14 protein-coding genes are annotated in these 18620 nt (G+C 62.2%); 5 read left to right on the top strand and 9 right to left on the bottom strand.

The window, feature by feature from the left end; genetic code table 11:
* Nucleotides 1-37: 37 nt before the first annotated feature.
* Together AC07VH_RS27840 and AC07VH_RS27845 are read right to left on the bottom strand one after the other, a co-directional pair.
* Nucleotides 38-3619 (bottom strand): ABC transporter permease/M1 family aminopeptidase, encoded by a 3582-nt coding sequence (locus tag AC07VH_RS27840; protein WP_494788928.1) that lies wholly within the window; start codon nt 3617-3619, stop codon nt 38-40.
* 9 nt (nt 3620-3628) lie between these two features.
* Nucleotides 3629-4516, bottom strand: a complete 888-nt coding sequence (locus AC07VH_RS27845) for an ABC transporter ATP-binding protein (RefSeq protein ID WP_475417701.1) — start codon at nt 4514-4516, stop codon at nt 3629-3631.
* A gap of 256 nt (nt 4517-4772) precedes the next feature.
* Between AC07VH_RS27845 and AC07VH_RS27850 the strand changes: the two genes are divergently transcribed.
* Nucleotides 4773-5285 carry a GNAT family N-acetyltransferase gene (locus AC07VH_RS27850; protein ID WP_475417700.1) on the top strand — a complete coding sequence of 171 codons (513 nt, stop codon included), beginning with the start codon at nt 4773-4775 and terminating at the stop codon, nt 5283-5285.
* On the opposite strand, the gene AC07VH_RS27855 is transcribed toward AC07VH_RS27850, so the two are convergent.
* Nucleotides 5282-6130 carry a porin family protein gene (locus AC07VH_RS27855; protein WP_475417699.1) on the bottom strand — a complete coding sequence of 283 codons (849 nt, stop codon included), beginning with the start codon at nt 6128-6130 and terminating at the stop codon, nt 5282-5284. The genes AC07VH_RS27850 and AC07VH_RS27855 overlap by 4 nt on opposite strands.
* Before the next feature lie 165 nt (nt 6131-6295).
* Here AC07VH_RS27855 and AC07VH_RS27860 point away from each other — a divergent pair, with 165 nt between their 5' ends.
* Entirely contained in the window at nt 6296-6862 is a 567-nt protein-coding gene (locus AC07VH_RS27860) for a GNAT family N-acetyltransferase (RefSeq protein WP_494788929.1), read from the top strand.
* On the top strand, nt 6859-7602 hold the full coding sequence (locus tag AC07VH_RS27865) for a metallophosphoesterase family protein (RefSeq protein ID WP_475417697.1): 744 nt from the start codon (nt 6859-6861) through the stop codon (nt 7600-7602). Before AC07VH_RS27860 ends, AC07VH_RS27865 begins: the two co-directional genes overlap by 4 nt.
* Before the next feature lie 6 nt (nt 7603-7608).
* Here the strand turns inward: AC07VH_RS27865 and AC07VH_RS27870 are convergent, their stop codons facing one another.
* The 6 genes from AC07VH_RS27870 to AC07VH_RS27895 all read right to left on the bottom strand — a co-directional run bounded on the left by AC07VH_RS27870 (nt 7609) and on the right by AC07VH_RS27895 (nt 16820).
* Complete coding sequence (locus tag AC07VH_RS27870; RefSeq protein ID WP_494788930.1) at nt 7609-8244, bottom strand: hypothetical protein; 636 nt, start codon at nt 8242-8244, stop codon at nt 7609-7611.
* 88 nt (nt 8245-8332) lie between these two features.
* Nucleotides 8333-9676, bottom strand: a complete 1344-nt coding sequence (locus AC07VH_RS27875; RefSeq protein ID WP_475417695.1) for a sigma-54-dependent transcriptional regulator — start codon at nt 9674-9676, stop codon at nt 8333-8335.
* On the bottom strand, nt 9669-11579 hold the full coding sequence (locus AC07VH_RS27880; protein WP_489629462.1) for a sensor histidine kinase: 1911 nt from the start codon (nt 11577-11579) through the stop codon (nt 9669-9671). The genes AC07VH_RS27875 and AC07VH_RS27880 overlap by 8 nt, the downstream gene beginning before the upstream one ends.
* Nucleotides 11580-11688: 109 nt before the next feature.
* A complete protein-coding gene (locus AC07VH_RS27885; RefSeq protein ID WP_475417693.1) occupies nt 11689-12681 on the bottom strand; it encodes a porin in 993 nt (330 codons plus the stop codon).
* A gap of 108 nt (nt 12682-12789) precedes the next feature.
* Nucleotides 12790-14103, bottom strand: coding sequence for a dicarboxylate/amino acid:cation symporter (locus tag AC07VH_RS27890; protein WP_099375495.1), 1314 nt, complete (start codon nt 14101-14103; stop codon nt 12790-12792).
* Nucleotides 14104-14486: 383 nt separating this feature from the next.
* Entirely contained in the window at nt 14487-16820 is a 2334-nt protein-coding gene (locus tag AC07VH_RS27895) for a catecholate siderophore receptor Fiu (RefSeq protein WP_494788931.1), read from the bottom strand.
* A 294-nt stretch (nt 16821-17114) separates the two neighbouring features.
* Here AC07VH_RS27895 and nudC point away from each other — a divergent pair, with 294 nt between their 5' ends.
* Nucleotides 17115-17954 (top strand): NAD(+) diphosphatase, encoded by an 840-nt coding sequence (gene nudC, locus AC07VH_RS27900; protein WP_494788973.1) that lies wholly within the window; start codon nt 17115-17117, stop codon nt 17952-17954.
* Between the two features lie 74 nt (nt 17955-18028).
* A complete protein-coding gene (gene folE, locus AC07VH_RS27905; RefSeq protein WP_034781250.1) occupies nt 18029-18595 on the top strand; it encodes a GTP cyclohydrolase I FolE in 567 nt (188 codons plus the stop codon).
* Nucleotides 18596-18620: the final 25 nt, after the last annotated feature.

The raw sequence follows: 18620 nt of genomic DNA on the forward strand, positions 1-18620 counted from the left end.
TCGGTGACAGCGCGGCCTGTTTGCGTTGCATCCAGGATTACTTGATGCTCACTTCCTTGCGGTTATCGCGCGGGACCCGGTCGATCATCTTGTTGTAGGGATCGACGCCCACTTCGAACGGCTTGTCCTTCACCGTGATGGTGAGCACAGGCTCGCTGCCCGACAGCATGCGCTTGGCGGTGTACAGGACTTGTTCATCCTTTTCCTTGGCGCCGGGGGCGCGCGCGAAGATGGCGATCTCCACCGGTTCGTCGTAGATGCGCGGGCTTTCCTTGCCCTTGCCGTCGGACTCGAGCTTGGCCAGGTGCAGCTGCAGGGTGACGTCCCACTGGCCGTCCTTGCGCTGCACGGCCGTCGCTTGCGTGACGCGGTTGTCGTAGAAGACGATTTTCTCGAACAGGTCCGTGATCAGCGCCTGCTTGTCCTGCGGCGCCTCGGCGCGGATGTACGCCAGCAGTTCGCGCGAGGTGGTGAACGGCGCCTGCTGGTAGCCCTTGTCCTGCAGATAGCGCTTCAGGGCACGGTTCAGGGCTTCTTCGCCAATCTCGTCGCGCAGGCGGTAGAACACGAGGCTGCCCTTGTTGTAGTGGATGTATTGCTGTCCCTCCACGCGTGCCAGCGGCAGCTCCTCGATGGCTTCGCCGCCGCGTCCGCTCAGGTAGCGGTCCAGCTCATAGCGCAGGAAGCGGCGCATCTTGTCGCGGCCGTATTCCTTTTCCATCACCATCAGGGCCGAATACTGCGCCAAGGACTCCATCAGCATGGTGGCGCCCTGCACGTTGGCGCCGATCACCTGGTGGCCCCACCACTGGTGCGCCATTTCATGCGCCGTGACGTAGAACACGTAGTCGATGTCATCCTGGTCGCGCAGGTCGGCGATGAATCCGATGCCTTCCGAATACGGAATCGTATTGGCAAACGACTGCGCGAAGCTCTGGTAGCCGGGAAATTCCAGGATGCGCACCTGCTTGTGCTGGTAGGGCGTGAACTGGGTGGTGTAATAGTCGAGCGACTTTTGTACGGAGGTCACCATGCGCTGCGTGTTGTAGCCATGCTTTTTATCGAAATATATTTCGATCGGCAAGCCGCGCCACGCGTCTTTCTTGACTTCCCAGCGCGCCGACAGGTAGGCGAAGAAGGGCAGCATCGGCTGGTCCATCTTGTAGCGGTAATAGCGGCGGCCATCCTTTTCCCAGCTGTCTTGCAGATAGCCGGGCGCCAGGGCGATCTGCTCGCCGCTGGTGGACACCGTCGTGTCGAAATGGACCCAGTCGGCATCGCCGCCCAGCACCGCATTGCCATACGCTGCAGTGTCTTCCAGCTTGGCCATGCGCTGCGGTTCGCCCAGGCCCCGCTTGCGGCGCTCATTGCGGTCCGTCAACTCCATTTCCTTGGCATAGCCGAAGTGGGGGAAGAAGGCCTGGTTGTTGAAGAAGCTGCCGTTCAGGTTGACCTGGTCCGGCGCGCCGCTGTTGGTAAAGCCCTCATGCGTGACGGCCACCGTGAAGTCCAGCGGCAGGGTGGCGCCCGGCGCCAGGGGCTGGGCCAGCTTGAGGATGCTGAAGCCGAGTTCCTTGTCATCGAGCACGATCTTGTGCGCCGGCAAGTTCAACCACCGTGTTTCCAGGTCCGGGTTAAGCTGGATGCGCAGGGTATCGAGCGGCTGCTGCGTCTTGTTTTGCAGCACGTAGTGGCCCTTGATCAAGACTTTACGTTGTTCAGGGTAGATATCCACGTCGGCCTGGATATCCGTGATCTTCAGCTGCGGCAAGTCCTTGTATTGCTTGTACAATTTCTCGTAGCGGGCCTGCTTGTCCATGCCGATGTTGGCTGTTTCATACTGGTTCAGCACATTCGTGTTGTAGAAGATCCAGCCGCCCGTGCCTGCCCAGCACAGCAGGACCACGGCCAGCGCAATACCTGCACCACCCTGCAGGCGCTGGCGGGCCAGGCGCAGGCGCGCGCGCCAGCCGGCTGCCAGGCCGCGCACCCAGAATGCTTGCGCCAGCATGACGAGGGCCACGGTAAACAGGCTCCAGTACAGCGCAAACCAGGCCCAGCCAGTCAGGAAGTGGCCATAGCCGTTCATGTCCGAATACTTGATGGCCGGCGTGCCGCCGAAGGCGTACAGATTGTGTTCGAAGTGCAGCATGCCCAGCACCATTTGCGCCACCATCAGCAGGATCACCAGCAGGTAGCCGATGAACTTGTTGTTGGACAACACTTGCAGGGTGAGGGCGCACAAGGCCATCAGCACGAAGAAGAGGGAACCGAGCAAGCTGCCTTTCAGGTACAAGCCCAGTTCCACGGGCGCGCCGCCCTTGTAGAGCTGAAAACCGATGGCCGCGATGACGCCCACCAGCAGGTAGCCGGCGATGACGCCGACCAGGGCCGTGCACTTGGCCAGCAGCGGTACCCAGCCGGGCACGGGCATGGCGTCGCTGACGTCGGCGATCCGCGCTTGCCGCTCCTTGAAGATCAGTTCACCTGCGTAAAAGGTGACGATGATGATCAGCATGAAGCTGAAGCTGTTGTTGATGTGCTGCAACAGCAAATGCGTCATCGGATACACGGCCGTGCCATACATGTTCTTGGCGACATTGGCGCCGGTGATCAGGTTGATCACGGCGAACAGCAGCATGACGAGGAAGGGCACGCTCTTGAACACGCCGACGGCGTCGAAGCGCAGGATTTGCCACCACTGGCGCCAGGCTGTCGCGGCCGTAAAGGTGGGGACGCTGCGCGGCAGGTGCAGCGGCGCCGCCACGGCCGGCCCGGCGGCCTCGGCCTTGTGCTTGCCGAACAGGCGCTTGCCCGTGCCCGTGCGCTGCGGCTTGAACAGGAGCACGGTGGCGGCGAACAGCACCACCGTGATACCCAGCCACAGCAGGCGGTTGGCCAGCAGGAAGCCGGAGAACGGCGGCAGGCCCGCGTTCGCTTCGGCGGACGTGAAGTAGCGCGTCATGCGGCCCAGGGCGCGCATGCCGAAGGGGTCGAGCAGGACGGCGATCCATTCGTTGTTGATGTCGCGCGTAAAGGCGCCGGCCATGCCCCACAGCACGAAAAAGCCCAGCACGCCCACGTAGACGAGCAGCATCGAGCGCGTGGTGGCCGCCAGCAGCATCAGCAGGGCGCCGATGAAGAGCAGGTTCGGGATCACCATCACGGCGAAGCTCCACGCATACGCATGCGGCGAGAACGCGCCCACGCGCTGCGGGTCGACCCAGGGCATGAGGGGGCCGAGCATGATGGCGACGGCAATGGCGGCAAAGATCACCAGGCAGGCGACGAAGCCGGCGGCGAAGCGGCCGAACAGGTAGTCCCATTTGCGCATGGGCGTGGCGAACAGCATGTCGGCCATGCCCACTTCGCTGTCGCGCAGCACGGCACCGGCGATAAAAATGGTGATGAGCAACATCGACAGCAGGCTGAACATCGTCAGCAGCTGCGCCACCACGGTGGGCGCATTGCGGTTGATGTTGCCGATGGCGCCGCCCACCTGGATCGAATCGCTGCTGCTGGCGCCAAAGGCCAGCAAGGCCAGGATGACGGTAAATATCCACAGCAGCGGCTGTTTCAGCTGGTAGCCGAGGTCAAACTTGAAAAATTCCTTCCACATGGCGGCCCCTTACGCGGCGGCGCCGCTGCGGGCGGCGTTGCGCACGTGCAGGAAGTACACGTCTTCCAGGTCCGCGGCGATCTGCGCGAAGCCGCTGTCGGGCTGGCTGTCGGCAAACACATTGATCTGCGGCTTGCCGCCCACCAGGCGCGTCGACAGTACATTGTGCGACTGCTGGTACTGCGCCAGCTCGTCCATGCTGACGCTGCGGCGCCAGACCTTGCCGTGCAGGGTGTCGATGGCCGCCTGCGGTTCCCCCTGCACCAGCACCTGGCCCTTGACGATCATCGCCATGCGCGGGCACAGGTCCGTCACGTCGTCGACGATGTGGGTCGACAGGATCACCACCACCTGCTCGCCGATCTTCGCCAGCAGGTTCAGGAAGCGGTTGCGCTCGTCCGGGTCCAGGCCGGCCGTCGGCTCGTCGACGATCACCAGGCGCGGCGCGCCCAGCAGCGCCTGGGCGATGCCGAAGCGCTGGCGCATGCCGCCCGAATACGTGCCCAGGTTGCGTTTGCGCGCTTCCCACAGATTGGTTTGCTGCAACAAGGCTTCCACGGCTTCCTTGCGCGGTCCCTTTTCCGTCAAGCCTTTGAGCACGGCAAAGTGGTTGAGCAGGGTTTCCGCGCTGACCTTCGGATACACGCCGAAATCCTGCGGCAAATAGCCGAGCTGGCGGCGCAAGCCGGCCTTGTCCTTGAGCACATCGGCGCCATCGAAGTGGATGCTGCCGCTATCGGGATCCTGCAAGGTGGCGATGGTGCGCATCAGCGAGGACTTGCCCGCGCCATTCGGTCCCAGCAAGCCGAACATCCCGTTGGGAATGTCCAGGCTGACATTGTTGATGGCCTTGACGCCATTGGCATACGTTTTGTTCAGCTGTTTGATCGATAGCATGTGCAGCACTCTCCAGAGCTTGGGTATGAAAGCCGGCAGATACATGTCTGCCGGTCTGTGGAAGGGGATCCCCCTTGTTTTTCAGCCGCGGTGGCGGATGTTACTCAAAAACAATAATATATAGCCAACTGGAAGAAAATTAATGTTTTTGCGACCAGGGGTGGAAATGCGGGGCTGGAATGCGGGAGAGAGGGATGAATGACGTGGTGGTACACTCGCCATTTTCAGCGACGCCGGGCGTCGGAAAGAGGGGACCATGCCAGTCGCACAGAACATGACATTGCGCGCCGTTGCGCCGGACGAAGTAGGGGCGCTGGCGCGGCTGTTCCAGCTGTACTGCTATGAGAATACCGCCTGGAGCGGCGAAGACGTGCTGGCCGACGGCCGTTACGATGTGTGCGATGCGGGGCTGGCCGAGTACGTGCATGCACCCGGACATACGGCCGTCTGGATCGAGGTCGATGGCGCGCTGGCGGGCTTCTTCGTCACGGAACCCGGCATGGCGGGCGCGCTGCCGGTGCGGGAGTTCAGCGACTTGTTCATCTTGCAGAAATACCGGCGCCGGGGGCTGGCGCTGGAAGTGGTGCGGCGCGTGCTGCTCGATGGCGAGCAGACGTGGCTGGTGGCGATGTTCCGCGCCGATGCGCATGCGAATGCGTTCTGGCGGCAGGCGTTTGCGCGCCTGCCGTTTGCCAGGGTCGAGGCGTACGACGATCCGGACTTGCCGCAGTTTCAGCTGACTTTGCTGAAACCGGCGGCGGTCACTTAAAAGCGCACTTTGACATATGCCGACGGTCCCGTCAGGCGGATGTTCAGGTCGGCATCGCGTTCGCTGTCGCGGTGCAGCTTGATTTTCGAGATGCCGTAATCGGCCACGAAACCGATATTCTTGAACGGAAACCATTCCACGCCGACATTGCCGCCGTAGATGTGGCCGTTGATGCGCCCGCCATTTTTCTTGATGCCCGACGCTTCCGCATACATGCGCAAGTCCGGCGTGAAGGCGTGGCGCCAGCCCACTTCCAGCAGCGGCGCAAACGCGTGCTCGCCGATGGAATCGCGCGCCGTGGCCGTTTCGCCATTGACGACGCCGGTGGCCGTGCCGTTCAGGTTGGCGTGGTAGTAGGCGGCGCCCAGGCCGATGCCGAAGGTGTCGTTGCCGCTGCCCAGCCACCATTTATAGGCCAGCTTGGCCAGGTCCAGCTTTAAATCGGCATTCGCCGTCGCCGTGCCCGTGACGGGCTGGCCATTGATGATGGTTTCGCCCGTCAAGCTTGGCGTGTAGGATTTGTCGTAGCGGTAGTAGTCGAATGCTAGGCCGTGGCGGTCGCCGATCAGCAAGTCCGCCTTGATGCGCGGGATGGTGGTGTGGCTTTGCTTCGACTCGGGGGCGTCGATGCGGCCAAACTGGGTGTCGGCGCCGATATTGATGCGCGGATCGGCGGAAAATGCCCCCACCGAAATGCTGACACGGTCCAGGGCGGGCGACGGCTCGGCCCGCGCCGTGGCGGCCGCCGTGGCCATGCCCAGCACGCCCAGCATCATGGTCCCGCGCAAGGCGAGATGCTGGAAACGGAGTGGGGACAGGCGGGCGGGGACGGACGTAACAACCATGGGACAACTCCTCAAGATAAAGTGAAAACTGGCGCGATGTGTTGGGCAACAGTGCAATGAGGAAATGGTAGCAATTGTTACTTTTGGATTACGTAGCCGCACGGCGCAAATTACCGTCGGATTTGTCCTACCGTATGTAAGTCCTGGTTAGAGGAGAAGAAAACGATGCAAGCAATCATCGAGCTGGCGACACCGCGTCTGCTGCTGCGCCAATGGCGCGACAGCGACTTGCCGCCGTTCGCGGCGCTGAATGCCGATCCCCGCGTGATGGCATTTTTCCCATCCACCCTGTCGCGCGAAGCCAGCGACGCCATGGCGCGGCGCTGCAGCGGACTGATCGCCGGGCGGGGCTGGGGTTTGTGGGCGGTAACCTTGCGTGAAAACAATGCCTTCATCGGCATGACGGGGCTGCATAGTCCCGACGCGCAATTGCCGTGTTCGCCATGCGTGGAAATCGGCTGGCGCCTGGCGTTCGATTACTGGGGACAAGGTTACGCGCAGGAAGCGGCGCACGCCGTCCTGCAGGCCGGTTTCGGGCGTTTGCAACTGCCGGAGATCGTCTCGTTCACGGCCTTGCCCAACGTGCGCTCGAGCGCCCTGATGGCGCGCCTGGGCATGCGCCGCGATGCTGCCACCTTCGAGCATCCGGCCCTGCTGCCAGGACACGCATTGCGTACGCATTGCCTGTATCGTCTGACGCGCGCAGAATGGTGCGCACAGGAGGGAACATGAGAATCGCCGCCATTTCCGATATCCACGGCAACCTCGATGCGCTGGAGGCCGTGCTGGCCGACATCGCCCGGCGTGACGTGGACGTGACCGTCAATCTGGGCGATATCGTCTCGGGCCATCTGCAGCCGCGCGCCACGGCGGCGCGCCTGATGGGCCTCGGCTTGCCCACCATCCGCGGCAACCACGAGCGTCAATTGTTCGGCGATCCGGCGCGCATGGGCGTGTCCGACGCTTTTGCGCGCGCGCAACTGTTACCCGAGCAACTGGACTGGATCGCGGCGCTGCCCGCTACTTTGCGCTTGCGCAAGGACGTGCTGCTCGTGCATGGCACACCGGCAAGCGACCTCGTGTATTTTCTCGACAGCGTCACGCCGCAAGGCAGCCGCGCCGCCACGCCGCAGGAGGTGGCCGAACGCGCCGGTGAGGCCGACGCGGCCCTGATCCTGTGCGGCCACACGCACATGCCGCGCCAGATGCGCCTGGCCGATGGGCGGCTGATCGTCAATCCGGGCAGCGTGGGCTTGCAAGCCTACGACGACGACCACGGCTATCCGCACCTGATGGAAAACGGCACGCCGCACGCGCGCTATGCCATCGCCGAACAGGGCGCGGACGGCGCCTGGACGGCGCAGTTGCACGCCGTGGAATATGACTGGGACAAGGCGGCCCGGCTGGCGCTGGCCAACGGCCGGCCCGACTGGGTCACGCCCTTGCGCACGGGCTACGTCGGCGCCGCCTGAGGTGTATCAGCAGCTCGGCGCGCGGGTGACGGGCACGGGCACCAGTGCCGTCTTGCCTTCCCTGGCGATCACCTGGTTGATGCTGATGCTGCAGCGCTTGCCTTCCCACGAGAAAGCCGCTTCATAATCCTCGCCGGCGCGCGGCGTGAAGGTGATGTCGCCATGGCAGCTGGGCGACACGCTGTCAAAACGCACGCCGTTGGCCACGTAGAACGGCGAGACATCCTGGAAGCCCAGGCGCAGGCTGCTGGGCTTGCCCGCAGGAATCTCATATTCGCGGAAATAGGCCTTCGAGAAAAAACCGTCCTTGCGCGCCAGGTTTTGCGACGTTTCCGTTTCCGGGATGCCCAGGCTGGTATTGCTGACCGTGCCGATCAGGGAGCCGAAGGCGGAGCTCATGCCGCCGCTGGCCTTTTCCACGCCATCGCTGAACATGCCGCGGATGCAGCTGCTGTCGCGGTACAGGAAGGCGGTGGCGCCATTCTGGCCGAACAGGCGCAGACGGCTGATGGTGGATGTTGCCGGCGCCGCCGGCGCGCTGGCCGCCTCGGCGGAGGCAGCGGGTACTTCGGTGGTGGCGAGATCCTGGGCAAAGCTGGTGGCGCTGAGCAAGAGGGAAAAGAGGAAAGCAGGTTTTTTCATTGGCTTAAAAATTATCAAAAAGAAATAATATATACTATAAGGCAATAAATTACTGCTCTTTTTGACAAGCCTTTCACCGTGCCGTTCCCTAGCGGAACTCTTCCGCCACCAGGTTGTACTTCTGCATCTTGTGATACAGGGTTTGTTTCGGTAGACCCAGCACGGCGCTTACCTCGCTGACGTTGCCCGAATATGCGCGCAGTTCCTGCTCGATCAGAGCGCGTTCGAAGCCGTTCACTTGCTCCGCCAGCGACAGCGGGCTGGCCTGGCCACTCGCCAGCAGGCTCGAGGCGCCGCCGGCGATACCGAGCACGAAGCGGTCGGCGATATTGCGCAGCTCGCGCACATTGCCGGGCCAGGAATGGGCCATCAGGTTGCGCATCTGTGCGCTGGAGACCACGGGTGCGGCGCGGTTGTAGCGGGCGGCGGCGGCCAGCACGAAGTGTTCGAACAGGATGGGAATGTCTTCGCGCCGTTCGCGCAGCGGCGGCAGATGCAGCACGATCAAATTCAAACGGTAGTACAGGTCGCTGCGGAATTTCTGTTGCTGCGACAAGTCTTCCAGGTCCAGCTTGGCCGCCGCGATGACGCGCACGTCGACGGGCGTGGGCACGTTCGATCCCAGGCGCTCGATATAGCGTTCCTGCAGCACGCGCAGCAATTTCACTTGCAGGGACAGGGGCAGGCTTTCGATTTCGTCGAGGAAGAACGTGCCCTGGTCCGCATGCTCGATCTTGCCGACTTGCCGCTTGGCCGCACCCGTGAACGCGCCCGGTTCGTGGCCGAAGACTTCGCTTTCGAAGATGCTCTCGGGAATCGCGCCACAGTTGACGGCGACAAAGTTGTGCTTGCGGCGGTGGCTGAAATCATGCAGGCAGCGGGCCACCATTTCCTTGCCCGTGCCCGTGTCTCCATAGATCAGCACGTCTGCCGGTTCGTTGGCAACGTCGAGGATCAAGCGCCGTATGTCGCGCATCGCCACGGAATTGCCCAATAGACGGGCTTCGATGCCGCCGCCGTCCTCGAGCTGGCGGCGCAGGCTGTGCACTTCCAGGGTCAGGCGCCGGGTTTCCAGCGCGCGCAGGATGACGTCAACCAGCTGGTCGGACGAATACGGTTTTTCGATGAAATCGTAGGCGCCCGTGCGCATGGCGTGCACGGCCATGGTGATGTCGCCGTGGCCCGTGACGAGGATCACGGGCAGGTTGGCGTCGAGCGTCTTGACCGCTTGCAGCAATTCCAGGCCGCTCATGCCGGGCAGGCGCACGTCGCTCACGACGATGCCGGGGAAATCCGGCGTCAGCAGTTTATAGGCCAGTTCGGCCGAGTGGAAGGCCAGCACGTCCAGGCCGGCCAGCTGCAATGCCTGCTCGCTGCCTTCGCGTACGGTGGGGTCGTCCTCGACCAGCAAGACCTTCAAGCCGTCAAACATGTTTTTCCTCCTGCGTTGCAATCTGTAGTTCGATGGTGAAGATGGCGCCGCCGCCGGGGGCGTTCTCGGCGCGCAGCACGCCGCCGAACTGGCGCGTGATCTGTTCGGAAATGGCCAGTCCCAGGCCCAGGCCCAGGCCTTGCGGTTTGGTGGTGAAGAACGGTTCGAACAGGTGTTCATACACTTCCGTCGACAGGCCCGGCCCGGTGTCGGCCACGTGGATCAGCACGTGCTCCGGCGTGCATTCGACGGCCACGCGCAGGCTGCGCACCTCGCTGCCATTCATGGCGTCGAGCGCATTCGCGTACAGGTTGACCAGCACTTGCTCCAGGCGGTTGCTTTCGCACATGGCGAAGATGTCGTCGGGCGGCAGTTGCAAAGTAAAACGCACATTTTCCACCTGCAGCCGGCGTTCGACCAGGAACAGGGCGTTGCTGATCGCCGTGGGTATCGAGACGGAGGTCAGGCTGGTCGTCGACTTGCGCGCAAAAATCTTCAATTGCCCCGTAATGGTCCCCATCCTGGCCGCAATTTGCGAGATCTTCGCCAGGTTGCGCCGCGCATCGTCGAGCCGGCCCCGTTCGAGCAGGATGACGGCATTGTCGGACATGGTGCGCAGCGCCGTCAGCGGCTGGTTGAGTTCATGCGTGATGCTGGCCGACATCTGTCCCAGTACGGCCATCTTGCCGGCCTGAAACAGTTCATTCTGTGTGATGTGGAGTTTCTGCTCGGCCTTGCTGCGCACCTCGATTTCCTGGCTCAGGCTTTGCGTCATGGCATTGAGTTCCGAGGTGCGTTCCTCGACCATGGCTTCCAGGTTGTCGTAGGCATGCTGCAGGTCTTCGCGGGCGCGCAGTTTTTGCGCCACGGCCGCGCGGCGCTGGCGCAGGTAAAAGAACAGCAGCATGAAAAAGCCCAGCAGCACGCAAGAAAAGGCGGCCGCCGCGCGGGCGCTGGCCTTGGCCTGCGCCAGGTCGGACAGGTAGATGAAGGTCCAGCCTTGCGGCGACTTGAGCTTGATCTGCGTCATGACGCTCGAGCTGGTCTTCGGCGGCGTGTCGGCGTGTTCCTGCTCGCGCACGCTGATCACGCGCGCGCCATTGCCCAGTTGGCGGTCGGAAACGAAGGGAATGGCTTCCAGCTGCTTCGAGTAATACTGGCGCGTGCGGTTGAGTTCTTCGACGATGGCGGGCGACAGCGGCGCCAGGGTCTTGTATTTCCAGTCCGCCATGGAACTGAGGAAGATCACGCCGTGCTCGTCGGCCAGCATGACCTTGTCGGCGCCCTGCACCCAGCGTTTTTCCAGGTTTTCCAGGTTCACCTTCACCGTTGCCAGGCCCAGCATGTGGCCATTCTGGTAGATGCCGTGGGCAAAGAAGTAACCGGGCTCCAGCCGCGTCGTGCCCACGCCGTAGAAGCGGCCCGGCGTGCCGCGCAGCGCATCCTGGGCGTAGGGGCGGAAGGAGATATTGTCGCCAATAAAGCTGTCGGGCTGCTGCCAGTTGCTGGCTGCCCGCGTGTTGCCGTCGAGGTTGCTGATGAAAATGGTCGACGATTTCGCCTGGGCATTCATCTGCTCGAGGTAATGGTTGACCGTGTCGACCAGCACCGGGTCCTCCGGGTGCTGCAGCAGGCGGATGACGTCGCGGTTCAGCTCCAGGGTCTTGGGCAGGAAGTCGTATTTCTCCAGTGCATTTTCCAGGCTGCTCACATACACCTCGAGGCGCTGCGCGCCGCTCGCCTGCAGCTTGCCGATGGCGATGCGTTCGGTCCAGAAATACACGAGCCAGACGGTGGCCAGGCAGGCGGCCAGCACCACGCCCCAGGCCAGCGTTTCGCGGCCCGACCGTTGCGACAGGCGCTGGCGCCAGGAAAGGGAGGATTTGGTAGTACTGCTATTCATAAAATCAGCTGCCAACTTGCAAGAACCCACAGTATCGCATTTAAGTAATCGCGGAAATAAAAAAGCCGCCGGATGTGCATCCGGCGGCCTGCGCTAGCGTGAGCCGCGATTAGAACGTGTGACGCATACCGAGGTTGAAACCGCTGTTGCCGGTGCCATTGTCGGTGGCGTTGCCGACGACGAAGGTGGCGCCGTTCTTGTTGCTGATGTGGCCATAGCCGGTGTACAGGTCGCTGCGCTTGGACAGGGCGTAGAACGCGCCGATGGCCCATTGCTGGGCGTCACGGTTCAGGTTGCTCTTGTCGTTGTGGCGGATGTACGAAGCGACCAGCTTGGTGGCGCCGAACGGGGCGCTGAAGCCGACGAGGATGTCGTTGCTCTTGCTGTTGTCGAGGGCGCGGTTGTCGGCGTAGCCGAAGTTGCCTTGCACGACGCCAAAGTCGTAGCGCGTGGCCAGCAGCGTGTTGCGCGTTTGCTGGGTCGCCAGCGCATTTTCCTTGCGGTGGTGCGTCAGGGTCACGTTCAGCGGACCATCGATGTAGTGCACGGCGCCGCCCATGCTGCGGTTTTTCGCATTGTCGCCGGCCACTTCGCCGAAGCCGTACGCCAGGTCGGCCGACAGCTTGCTCCAGGTCGGCGTGCTGTATTGCACCATGTTATCGACGCGGATATTCGTCACCATCAGGTTCGATGCCGTGCCGGCCAGACCGATGACGAACGGATCGGCCACGTCGCGCAGGGCCAGGTAGTACGGCGAATATTGGCGGCCCAGGGTGACGGCGCCGGCGCTGCCGGTCAGGCCGACATACGCCTGGCGGCCGAACAGCAAGCCGCCCTGACCCGAGGTGCCGGTATCGATATTGAAACCGCTTTCCAGCACGAAGGTGGCGGCCAGGCCGCCGCCCAGGTCTTCCTTGCCTTTGAAGCCGATGCGCGAGCCCGAGGCGACGCCGGAAGCGACGCGGTTCAGGCGGTCTCCGGCCGCATCCTTGTCGAACACCAGGCCGGCGTCCGCCACGCCGTAGACGGTCACGCTCGATTGGGCCATGGCGCCGGTGGAGGCTGCGCCGAGGGTCAGCAGGGTAAACAGGACTTTTTTCATGAAAATCTCTCTAATAGGTTGGAATGACTACTGATCGCACTACCTGACTGCTTGTTACTCAACATGGACAACAAATAAATGGCCCGCTTGTGGCGGGCCATGGCGCTATCAGGCTTTGCTAGCGTGATCCGCTTCGCCCCAATGGCTTTCCGTGTTCTGGTTGGCCGCGTTGGCCGCGGCTGCTTCTTCCTCGGTGGCCAGGCCGCCTTCCCACTTGGCGACGACGGCCGTGGCGACGGCATTGCCGACCGCGTTGGTGGCCGAACGGCCCATGTCGAGGAATTGGTCGACGCCCATCAGCAGCAGCAGGCCCGCTTCCGGAATATTGAACTGGTTCAGGGTCGCGGCAATCACCACCAGCGAGGCGCGCGGCACGCCGGCCATGCCTTTCGAGGTCAGCATCAGCAGCAGCAGCATGGTGATCTGCGTGCCGATCGACAGGTCGATACCGTAGGCTTGCGCGATGAACAGCACGGCGAAGGTGCAGTACATCATCGAGCCGTCCAGATTGAACGAGTAGCCCATCGGCAACACGAAGCTGGAAATCTTGCGGTCCACGCCGAACTGGTCGAGCGCCGTCAGCAGTTTCGGATACGCCGCTTCCGAGCTGGCCGTCGAGAATGCCAGCAGGAATGGTTCGCGGATCAGGCCGACCAGTTTGAAGACGCGCGGGCCGATGACGACGAAGCCGGCGCCGATCAGCAGTGCCCACAGACACATCAGGCCCAGGTAGAAGCCGCCCATGAACTTGGCAAACGTGACCAGCACGCCCAGGCCATGCGTGGTGATGACGGAAGCCATCGCGGCGAACACGGCCAGCGGGGCCAGATTCATGATGGTGCCGGTGATGCGCAGCATGACTTGTGCCAGCTGGTCGACGACGGCCGTCAGGGTCTTGCCCGATTCGCCCAGGCCGGCCAGTGCGCCGCCGAAGAAGATCGAGAACACCAGCACTTGCAGGATTTCATTGTTGGCCATGGCCTCGATCGGCGACTTCGGCACCAGGTGCGTGAAGAAATCTTTCAAGGTGAAGGCGGCCGTTTTCAGATTCGTTGAAGCGTGTACGTCCGGCAATGGCAAGCCCAGGTTGGTTCCCAGCTGCATCAGGTTCGACAGCACCATGCCCAGCGCCAGCGAGACCAGCGAGGCGACGACGAACCAGCACATGGCTTTCAGGCCGATGCGGCCCGCCGTCTTGCCGTCGCCCATGTGGGCGATGCCGACCGTCAGGGTGGAAAACACCAGCAGCGCAATGATCATCTTGATCAGGCGCAGGAAGACGTCGGTGACGATGGAAATATTGCCAGCGATTTGAGCGCTGAGCTTGGCATCAGGGAAGGCGGTGTTGCATCCATAACCGACGGCAATGCCGAGGATCATGGCAATCAGGATGTACAGGGTTAATGGCCGTTTCTTTTTCATTTTGACTCCTCCGGTGAAACGCCGCTATGAGCGGATTATTGATAGCGAGCAACTCAAGCTTGGAGTCAATATTTCTCAAAAACAAGCCCTTGCGTGCCAGCGATTATTTGCAGCAAAACCTGTACATAGCAAAGGATATGCCTGAAATGGAAATTTGGGACCTAACTTCTTAAGTTGTTGATTTGAGGCGGCTTTTTTGTTGCTTAGATGTTGCAACTTTGCACGCTTGCGCGAAATATTGGACGCGGCAGGCCATCGCTGTATGACTTTTCATACGCTAGTTACGGCAGGGGGCGCTGCGACAAAAAGATAAGATTGTCAGGACAATAAAAAAGCCCCTCCGAAGAGGGGCTTGATGTGGCGCAATGTGTGTTCTCTTGACGTTAGAACTTGATATTCGCCGTCAGGCTGAACGAACGGGGCTGGCCTGGCGTGTAGCGGAAGCCGGACTTGTTGATGGCTGCCACATAGGTCTTGTCGGCCAGGTTGTAGGCATTCAGCTGCAAGTCGAGGTTCTTGTTGACGGTATAGGTTGCCATGGCGTCGAAGACCCAGTAGGCATCCACGCGGGCCGGCGTGCCGACGGCGCCATCGGTGCCGCGCAGCATTTCACCCACGTAACGCGCGCCGCCGCCGATCTTCAGGCCGAACGGCAGGGTGTAGGAAGTCCAGCTGGTGAACGCCTGTTTTGGCGTGTAGGTGAGGCTCTTCTCGCCGCTGGCCGTGAAGACCTTGTTCGACTCGACCTTGGTATTCATGCGCGTATAGCCGGCGCTGACCAGCCAGTTCGGCATGATCTCGCCCACCACGCCCAGTTCCAGGCCTTGCACGCGCTTCTTGCCGGTCTGGTAATAAATGGTCGAGATGACAGGATCTTGCTCCACTTCATTCTTGACGGTGGTCTGGTAGACGGCGGCCGACAGCGACAGTTTTTGCTTCAGGAAGTCCCACTTGGTGCCGATTTCCTTGGTGATGGTTTCCTGTGGGTCATAGTTCGGGTTTTGCGCGCTGTTGGCGGCGGTGCTCAGGCCGAAGTTGACGCCAGGCGGTGCTTTCGACGTGGCCAGCAAGGCGTACACGCTGCTGTCCGGCGTCGGCTTGTACATGGCCGAGATCTTGCCGTTGGCCAGGGTGTCGCTCAGGGTCAAATGGGTCGGAATCGGCGTGCCCACTGGCAATGGCTGTACCGCGGGCGCAGTCACGGCCCCTTGCAGGGTGACGGCGTCATACGTGGTGTTGAAGTGGTCGAAGCGCACGCCGCCGTTGAAGATCCACTTGTCGCCGAACTTGACGGTGTCGAACACATACAGGCTTTGCGTGTTGACTTCGCCTTCCGTGAAGGCGCCGCTGCGCACGGGATTGTGGCCGGTGACGGTGTCGCGCGGATTCGGGTGGTACAGGTTCGCTGCCGGCAAGGTGCCCAGGCTGGCGGGCACATAGCTGTAGTTGGTCTGTTTTTCGCTGGTGAACTCGGCGCCGGCAACCACGGAGTGCTTCAGCACGCCCGTGTCGAACTGTGCGCTGACGACGGTCTGGTTGGTCAGGATCGTGTTTTCCTGGTCCTTGACGGTGCGCAGCGAGCGCGCCAGGGTCCAGGTCGACGGATCGGCGGCGACCGGCGTCTTCAGGTTGGCCATGCTGCCCATGAAGGCCGTCAGCAGGTAATCCTGCTTGGTCTTGCCATAGCGCGTGGTGTTCTGGATCTGCACGTTGGGCGAGAAATCATGGTCGATGCGCAAGGTGCCCATGTCCGCCTTGACCTTGTCGTAGTCCGAGGTGGAGCCGTAGAAATTCTTCGGATCGACCCTGGCGGCGCCGTTCAGGAAGGTACGGATGACCGGTTGCTCCTTCGTGGCGACGTCCGGCGTCGAGTAGCCAGGCAAGCCGATGGTCGGCACGCCGCCGTCGGGCACGTTGTCCTGGTCCACGTGCAGGTAGCTGGCCGTGATGCGCGTCGGTTTGCCGATGCCGAAGGTGACGGTGGGCGCGAAGGCCCAGCGCTTGTTCTTGACTTCGTCGCGCGCCGGATTGCCGCTGTCCTGCGTCATCAGGTTCAGGCGCATTGCCGTGCCGGTATCGCTGTCGAGGATGCGGTTCCAGTCGGCCGTGGCGCGCTTCTGCTTGCCGCTGCCGGCCGTCAGCAGCGAGTTGAACTTGTTTTCCATGCTGGCCGTCTTGCTGACCAGGTTGATCGAGCCGGTGGGCGAACCGCGGCCGCTGTCCGTGCCCGCCGGGCCCTTCAATACGTCGATCTGTTCGATGTTGAAGACGTCGCGCGCGATGGAACCCACGTCGCGCACGCCGTCGACATAGATGCTGCCGGACGAATCGAAACCGCGCATGTAGACGGCGTCGCCCGTGTTCGTGTTGCCGTTTTCGCCGAGGAAGAAGGTACCGACGCCCGGCGTGTTGCGCAGCGCGTCCGTCAGGGTCAGCGCGCCTTGCTGTTCGATCAATTCCTTCTTGATCACGACGATGGTTTGTGGCGTATTGACCAGCTCTTCCGTGTATTTCGGCGACGAGGCTTTTTCGGCCTTGAAATCATTTTCCTTGGAACCAATGACCTTGACTTCGTTCAGGGTTTGCTGCGATGTCGGGGCGCTTTGGCCGGCCGGGTCGGCCGCCTGGGCGGCGACGGGCAGCAGCATCACGGCCAGGGCGGCGCCGATGTGCTGGTTGAAACGGGTTGGGGCGTGTTTGCGGCTCTTGATTGCCATCTTGCTCTCTCGATAAGGTCAGGGTAGTGGTTCCTGGCTGGCTCTGCGCCGCAGTGCTTGGGCACGCGGGCAAGTGGCTGGCGGTGGAGACGGAATAGGCCGTATTGTAATAACTGGGCGCTATTTCGTAAATGAGAATCGTTATCAGTATCATTTGCGCAACGGATTGGGTGTGCCACAAAAAAAACACTGTAATGCCGCATACCTGCTTGCTTTGCGTCCGAGCTGCTGCTACGCGCGCAGGCGTCCGGCAGCGGGAGTATGATGAGCAACCTTTACAAATTTCTTCCCAGCATGTTGCACACTCCCGTTGCCTTCGTTCCCCTGATCGATCCTCCCGAACCGGCCCCGGCCGCCGCCGAGACGCTCACATTCGTCTTTCACCGCGGGCGCCTGCTGTTGCGTACGCCCGGGCTGACCCTGCCCACTGCCGCCGAGGCGGCCGCGCTCGATATCGACCTGAGCCGCGCCCAGCCCGTAGGCTGGTGGCAGGGCCGCTATTGCCAGACGGTCTGGACGGATTCCGAGCTGTTGCCCGCCGATAGCCCCCTGGCGTATCACGGCATGCGCTCGCTGTTCAACGCCGTCGACGATGGCTTCCTGGGCCTGGCCAGCCGCGCCGTGCAGCTGGCCGAATGGGCGCGCACGCACCGCCATTGCGGCGTGTGCGCCACGCCCATGCAGCGCACGCGCGGCGAACGCTGTTTTACGTGCGCCGCCTGCGGCATGCTCGCGTATCCGCGCATTTCGCCCGCCATGATGGTGCTCATCCGCAAGGGCGAGCAGGTGCTGCTGGCCATGCACAAGCATTCGCCATCACAGCGCTTCAGTCCGCTGGCCGGTTTCCTCGAAGCGGGCGAATCGATCGAGGAAGCCGTGCACCGCGAAGTGATGGAAGAGGTGGGCTTGCGCGTGCACAACTTGCAGTACTTCATGAGCCAGTCCTGGCCGTTTCCCCATTCGCTGATGATCGCGTTTACGGCCGACTACCTGGATGGCGAGATTCGCCTGGACGAGAACGAGATTGCCGAGGCGCGCTGGTTCGGCCCCGGCGATGCGTGGCCGGAAGCGAGTTCGAGCGTGTCGATCTCCGCGCTGCTGGTGGGCGCGCACCGGCCGCCGGCGCAGTCGTAAAGCAGGGGCTGCTCAGGCAGCCTGCCGCATTTTCTATATACTGGCGGCAATTGCAAATTTTAGGGTGGTTTAGCATGTCTCAAGAAGAATTCTCCGAAAACGACTGGCGCCGGCTGATCAGCAGCCTGGGCGAAGATCCGCAACGTCCTGGCTTGCTGGAAACGCCGGCGCGCGTGGCCAAGGCGTGGAAGCACTGGACGTCCGGCTATGGCCAGGACCCGGTGGACTTGCTGAAAGCCTTTGAAGATGGCGCGGAACAGTACAACGAGCTGATCGTCGTGCGCGGCATCCCCGTCTACAGCCATTGCGAACACCACCTGGCGCCGTTCTTTGGCAAGGCCACCATCGGTTACGTGCCCAACGGCAAGATCGTCGGCCTGTCGAAACTGACGCGCCTCGTCGATTGCTTCTCCAAGCGCCTGCAAGTGCAGGAACGCATGACGATGCAGATCGCCAACGCGCTGATGGAAGTGCTGGAACCGAAATCGGTGGGCGTGGTCGTGCGCTGCCGCCACCTGTGCATGGAAAGCCGCGGCATCCGTACGCCGGGCGAAGAAACCATCACCTCGGCCATGCTGGGCGAGATGCAGCCGAACCTGGCGCTGCGCACGGAATTTCTGGCTCTGGCGCGCGAAGTCTGATTTTTAGGCGATGATGCGTGACGAA

This window comes from Janthinobacterium sp. GW821-FHT03C10 (genome assembly GCF_059420865.1).

What these genes read in the sequence shown, in the direction of transcription:
- AC07VH_RS27840 (WP_494788928.1), bottom strand. Translation starts at nt 3,619, where the DNA reads ATGTGGAAGGAATTTTTCAAGTTTGACCTCGGCTACCAGCTGAAACAG.
- AC07VH_RS27845 (WP_475417701.1), bottom strand. Translation starts at nt 4,516, where the DNA reads ATGCTATCGATCAAACAGCTGAACAAAACGTATGCCAATGGCGTCAAG.
- AC07VH_RS27850 (WP_475417700.1), top strand. Translation starts at nt 4,773, where the DNA reads ATGCCAGTCGCACAGAACATGACATTGCGCGCCGTTGCGCCGGACGAA.
- AC07VH_RS27855 (WP_475417699.1), bottom strand. Translation starts at nt 6,130, where the DNA reads ATGGTTGTTACGTCCGTCCCCGCCCGCCTGTCCCCACTCCGTTTCCAG.
- AC07VH_RS27860 (WP_494788929.1), top strand. Translation starts at nt 6,296, where the DNA reads ATGCAAGCAATCATCGAGCTGGCGACACCGCGTCTGCTGCTGCGCCAA.
- AC07VH_RS27865 (WP_475417697.1), top strand. Translation starts at nt 6,859, where the DNA reads ATGAGAATCGCCGCCATTTCCGATATCCACGGCAACCTCGATGCGCTG.
- AC07VH_RS27870 (WP_494788930.1), bottom strand. Translation starts at nt 8,244, where the DNA reads ATGAAAAAACCTGCTTTCCTCTTTTCCCTCTTGCTCAGCGCCACCAGC.
- AC07VH_RS27875 (WP_475417695.1), bottom strand. Translation starts at nt 9,676, where the DNA reads ATGTTTGACGGCTTGAAGGTCTTGCTGGTCGAGGACGACCCCACCGTA.
- AC07VH_RS27880 (WP_489629462.1), bottom strand. Translation starts at nt 11,579, where the DNA reads ATGAATAGCAGTACTACCAAATCCTCCCTTTCCTGGCGCCAGCGCCTG.
- AC07VH_RS27885 (WP_475417693.1), bottom strand. Translation starts at nt 12,681, where the DNA reads ATGAAAAAAGTCCTGTTTACCCTGCTGACCCTCGGCGCAGCCTCCACC.
- AC07VH_RS27890 (WP_099375495.1), bottom strand. Translation starts at nt 14,103, where the DNA reads ATGAAAAAGAAACGGCCATTAACCCTGTACATCCTGATTGCCATGATC.
- AC07VH_RS27895 (WP_494788931.1), bottom strand. Translation starts at nt 16,820, where the DNA reads ATGGCAATCAAGAGCCGCAAACACGCCCCAACCCGTTTCAACCAGCAC.
- nudC (WP_494788973.1), top strand. Translation starts at nt 17,115, where the DNA reads ATGTTGCACACTCCCGTTGCCTTCGTTCCCCTGATCGATCCTCCCGAA.
- folE (WP_034781250.1), top strand. Translation starts at nt 18,029, where the DNA reads ATGTCTCAAGAAGAATTCTCCGAAAACGACTGGCGCCGGCTGATCAGC.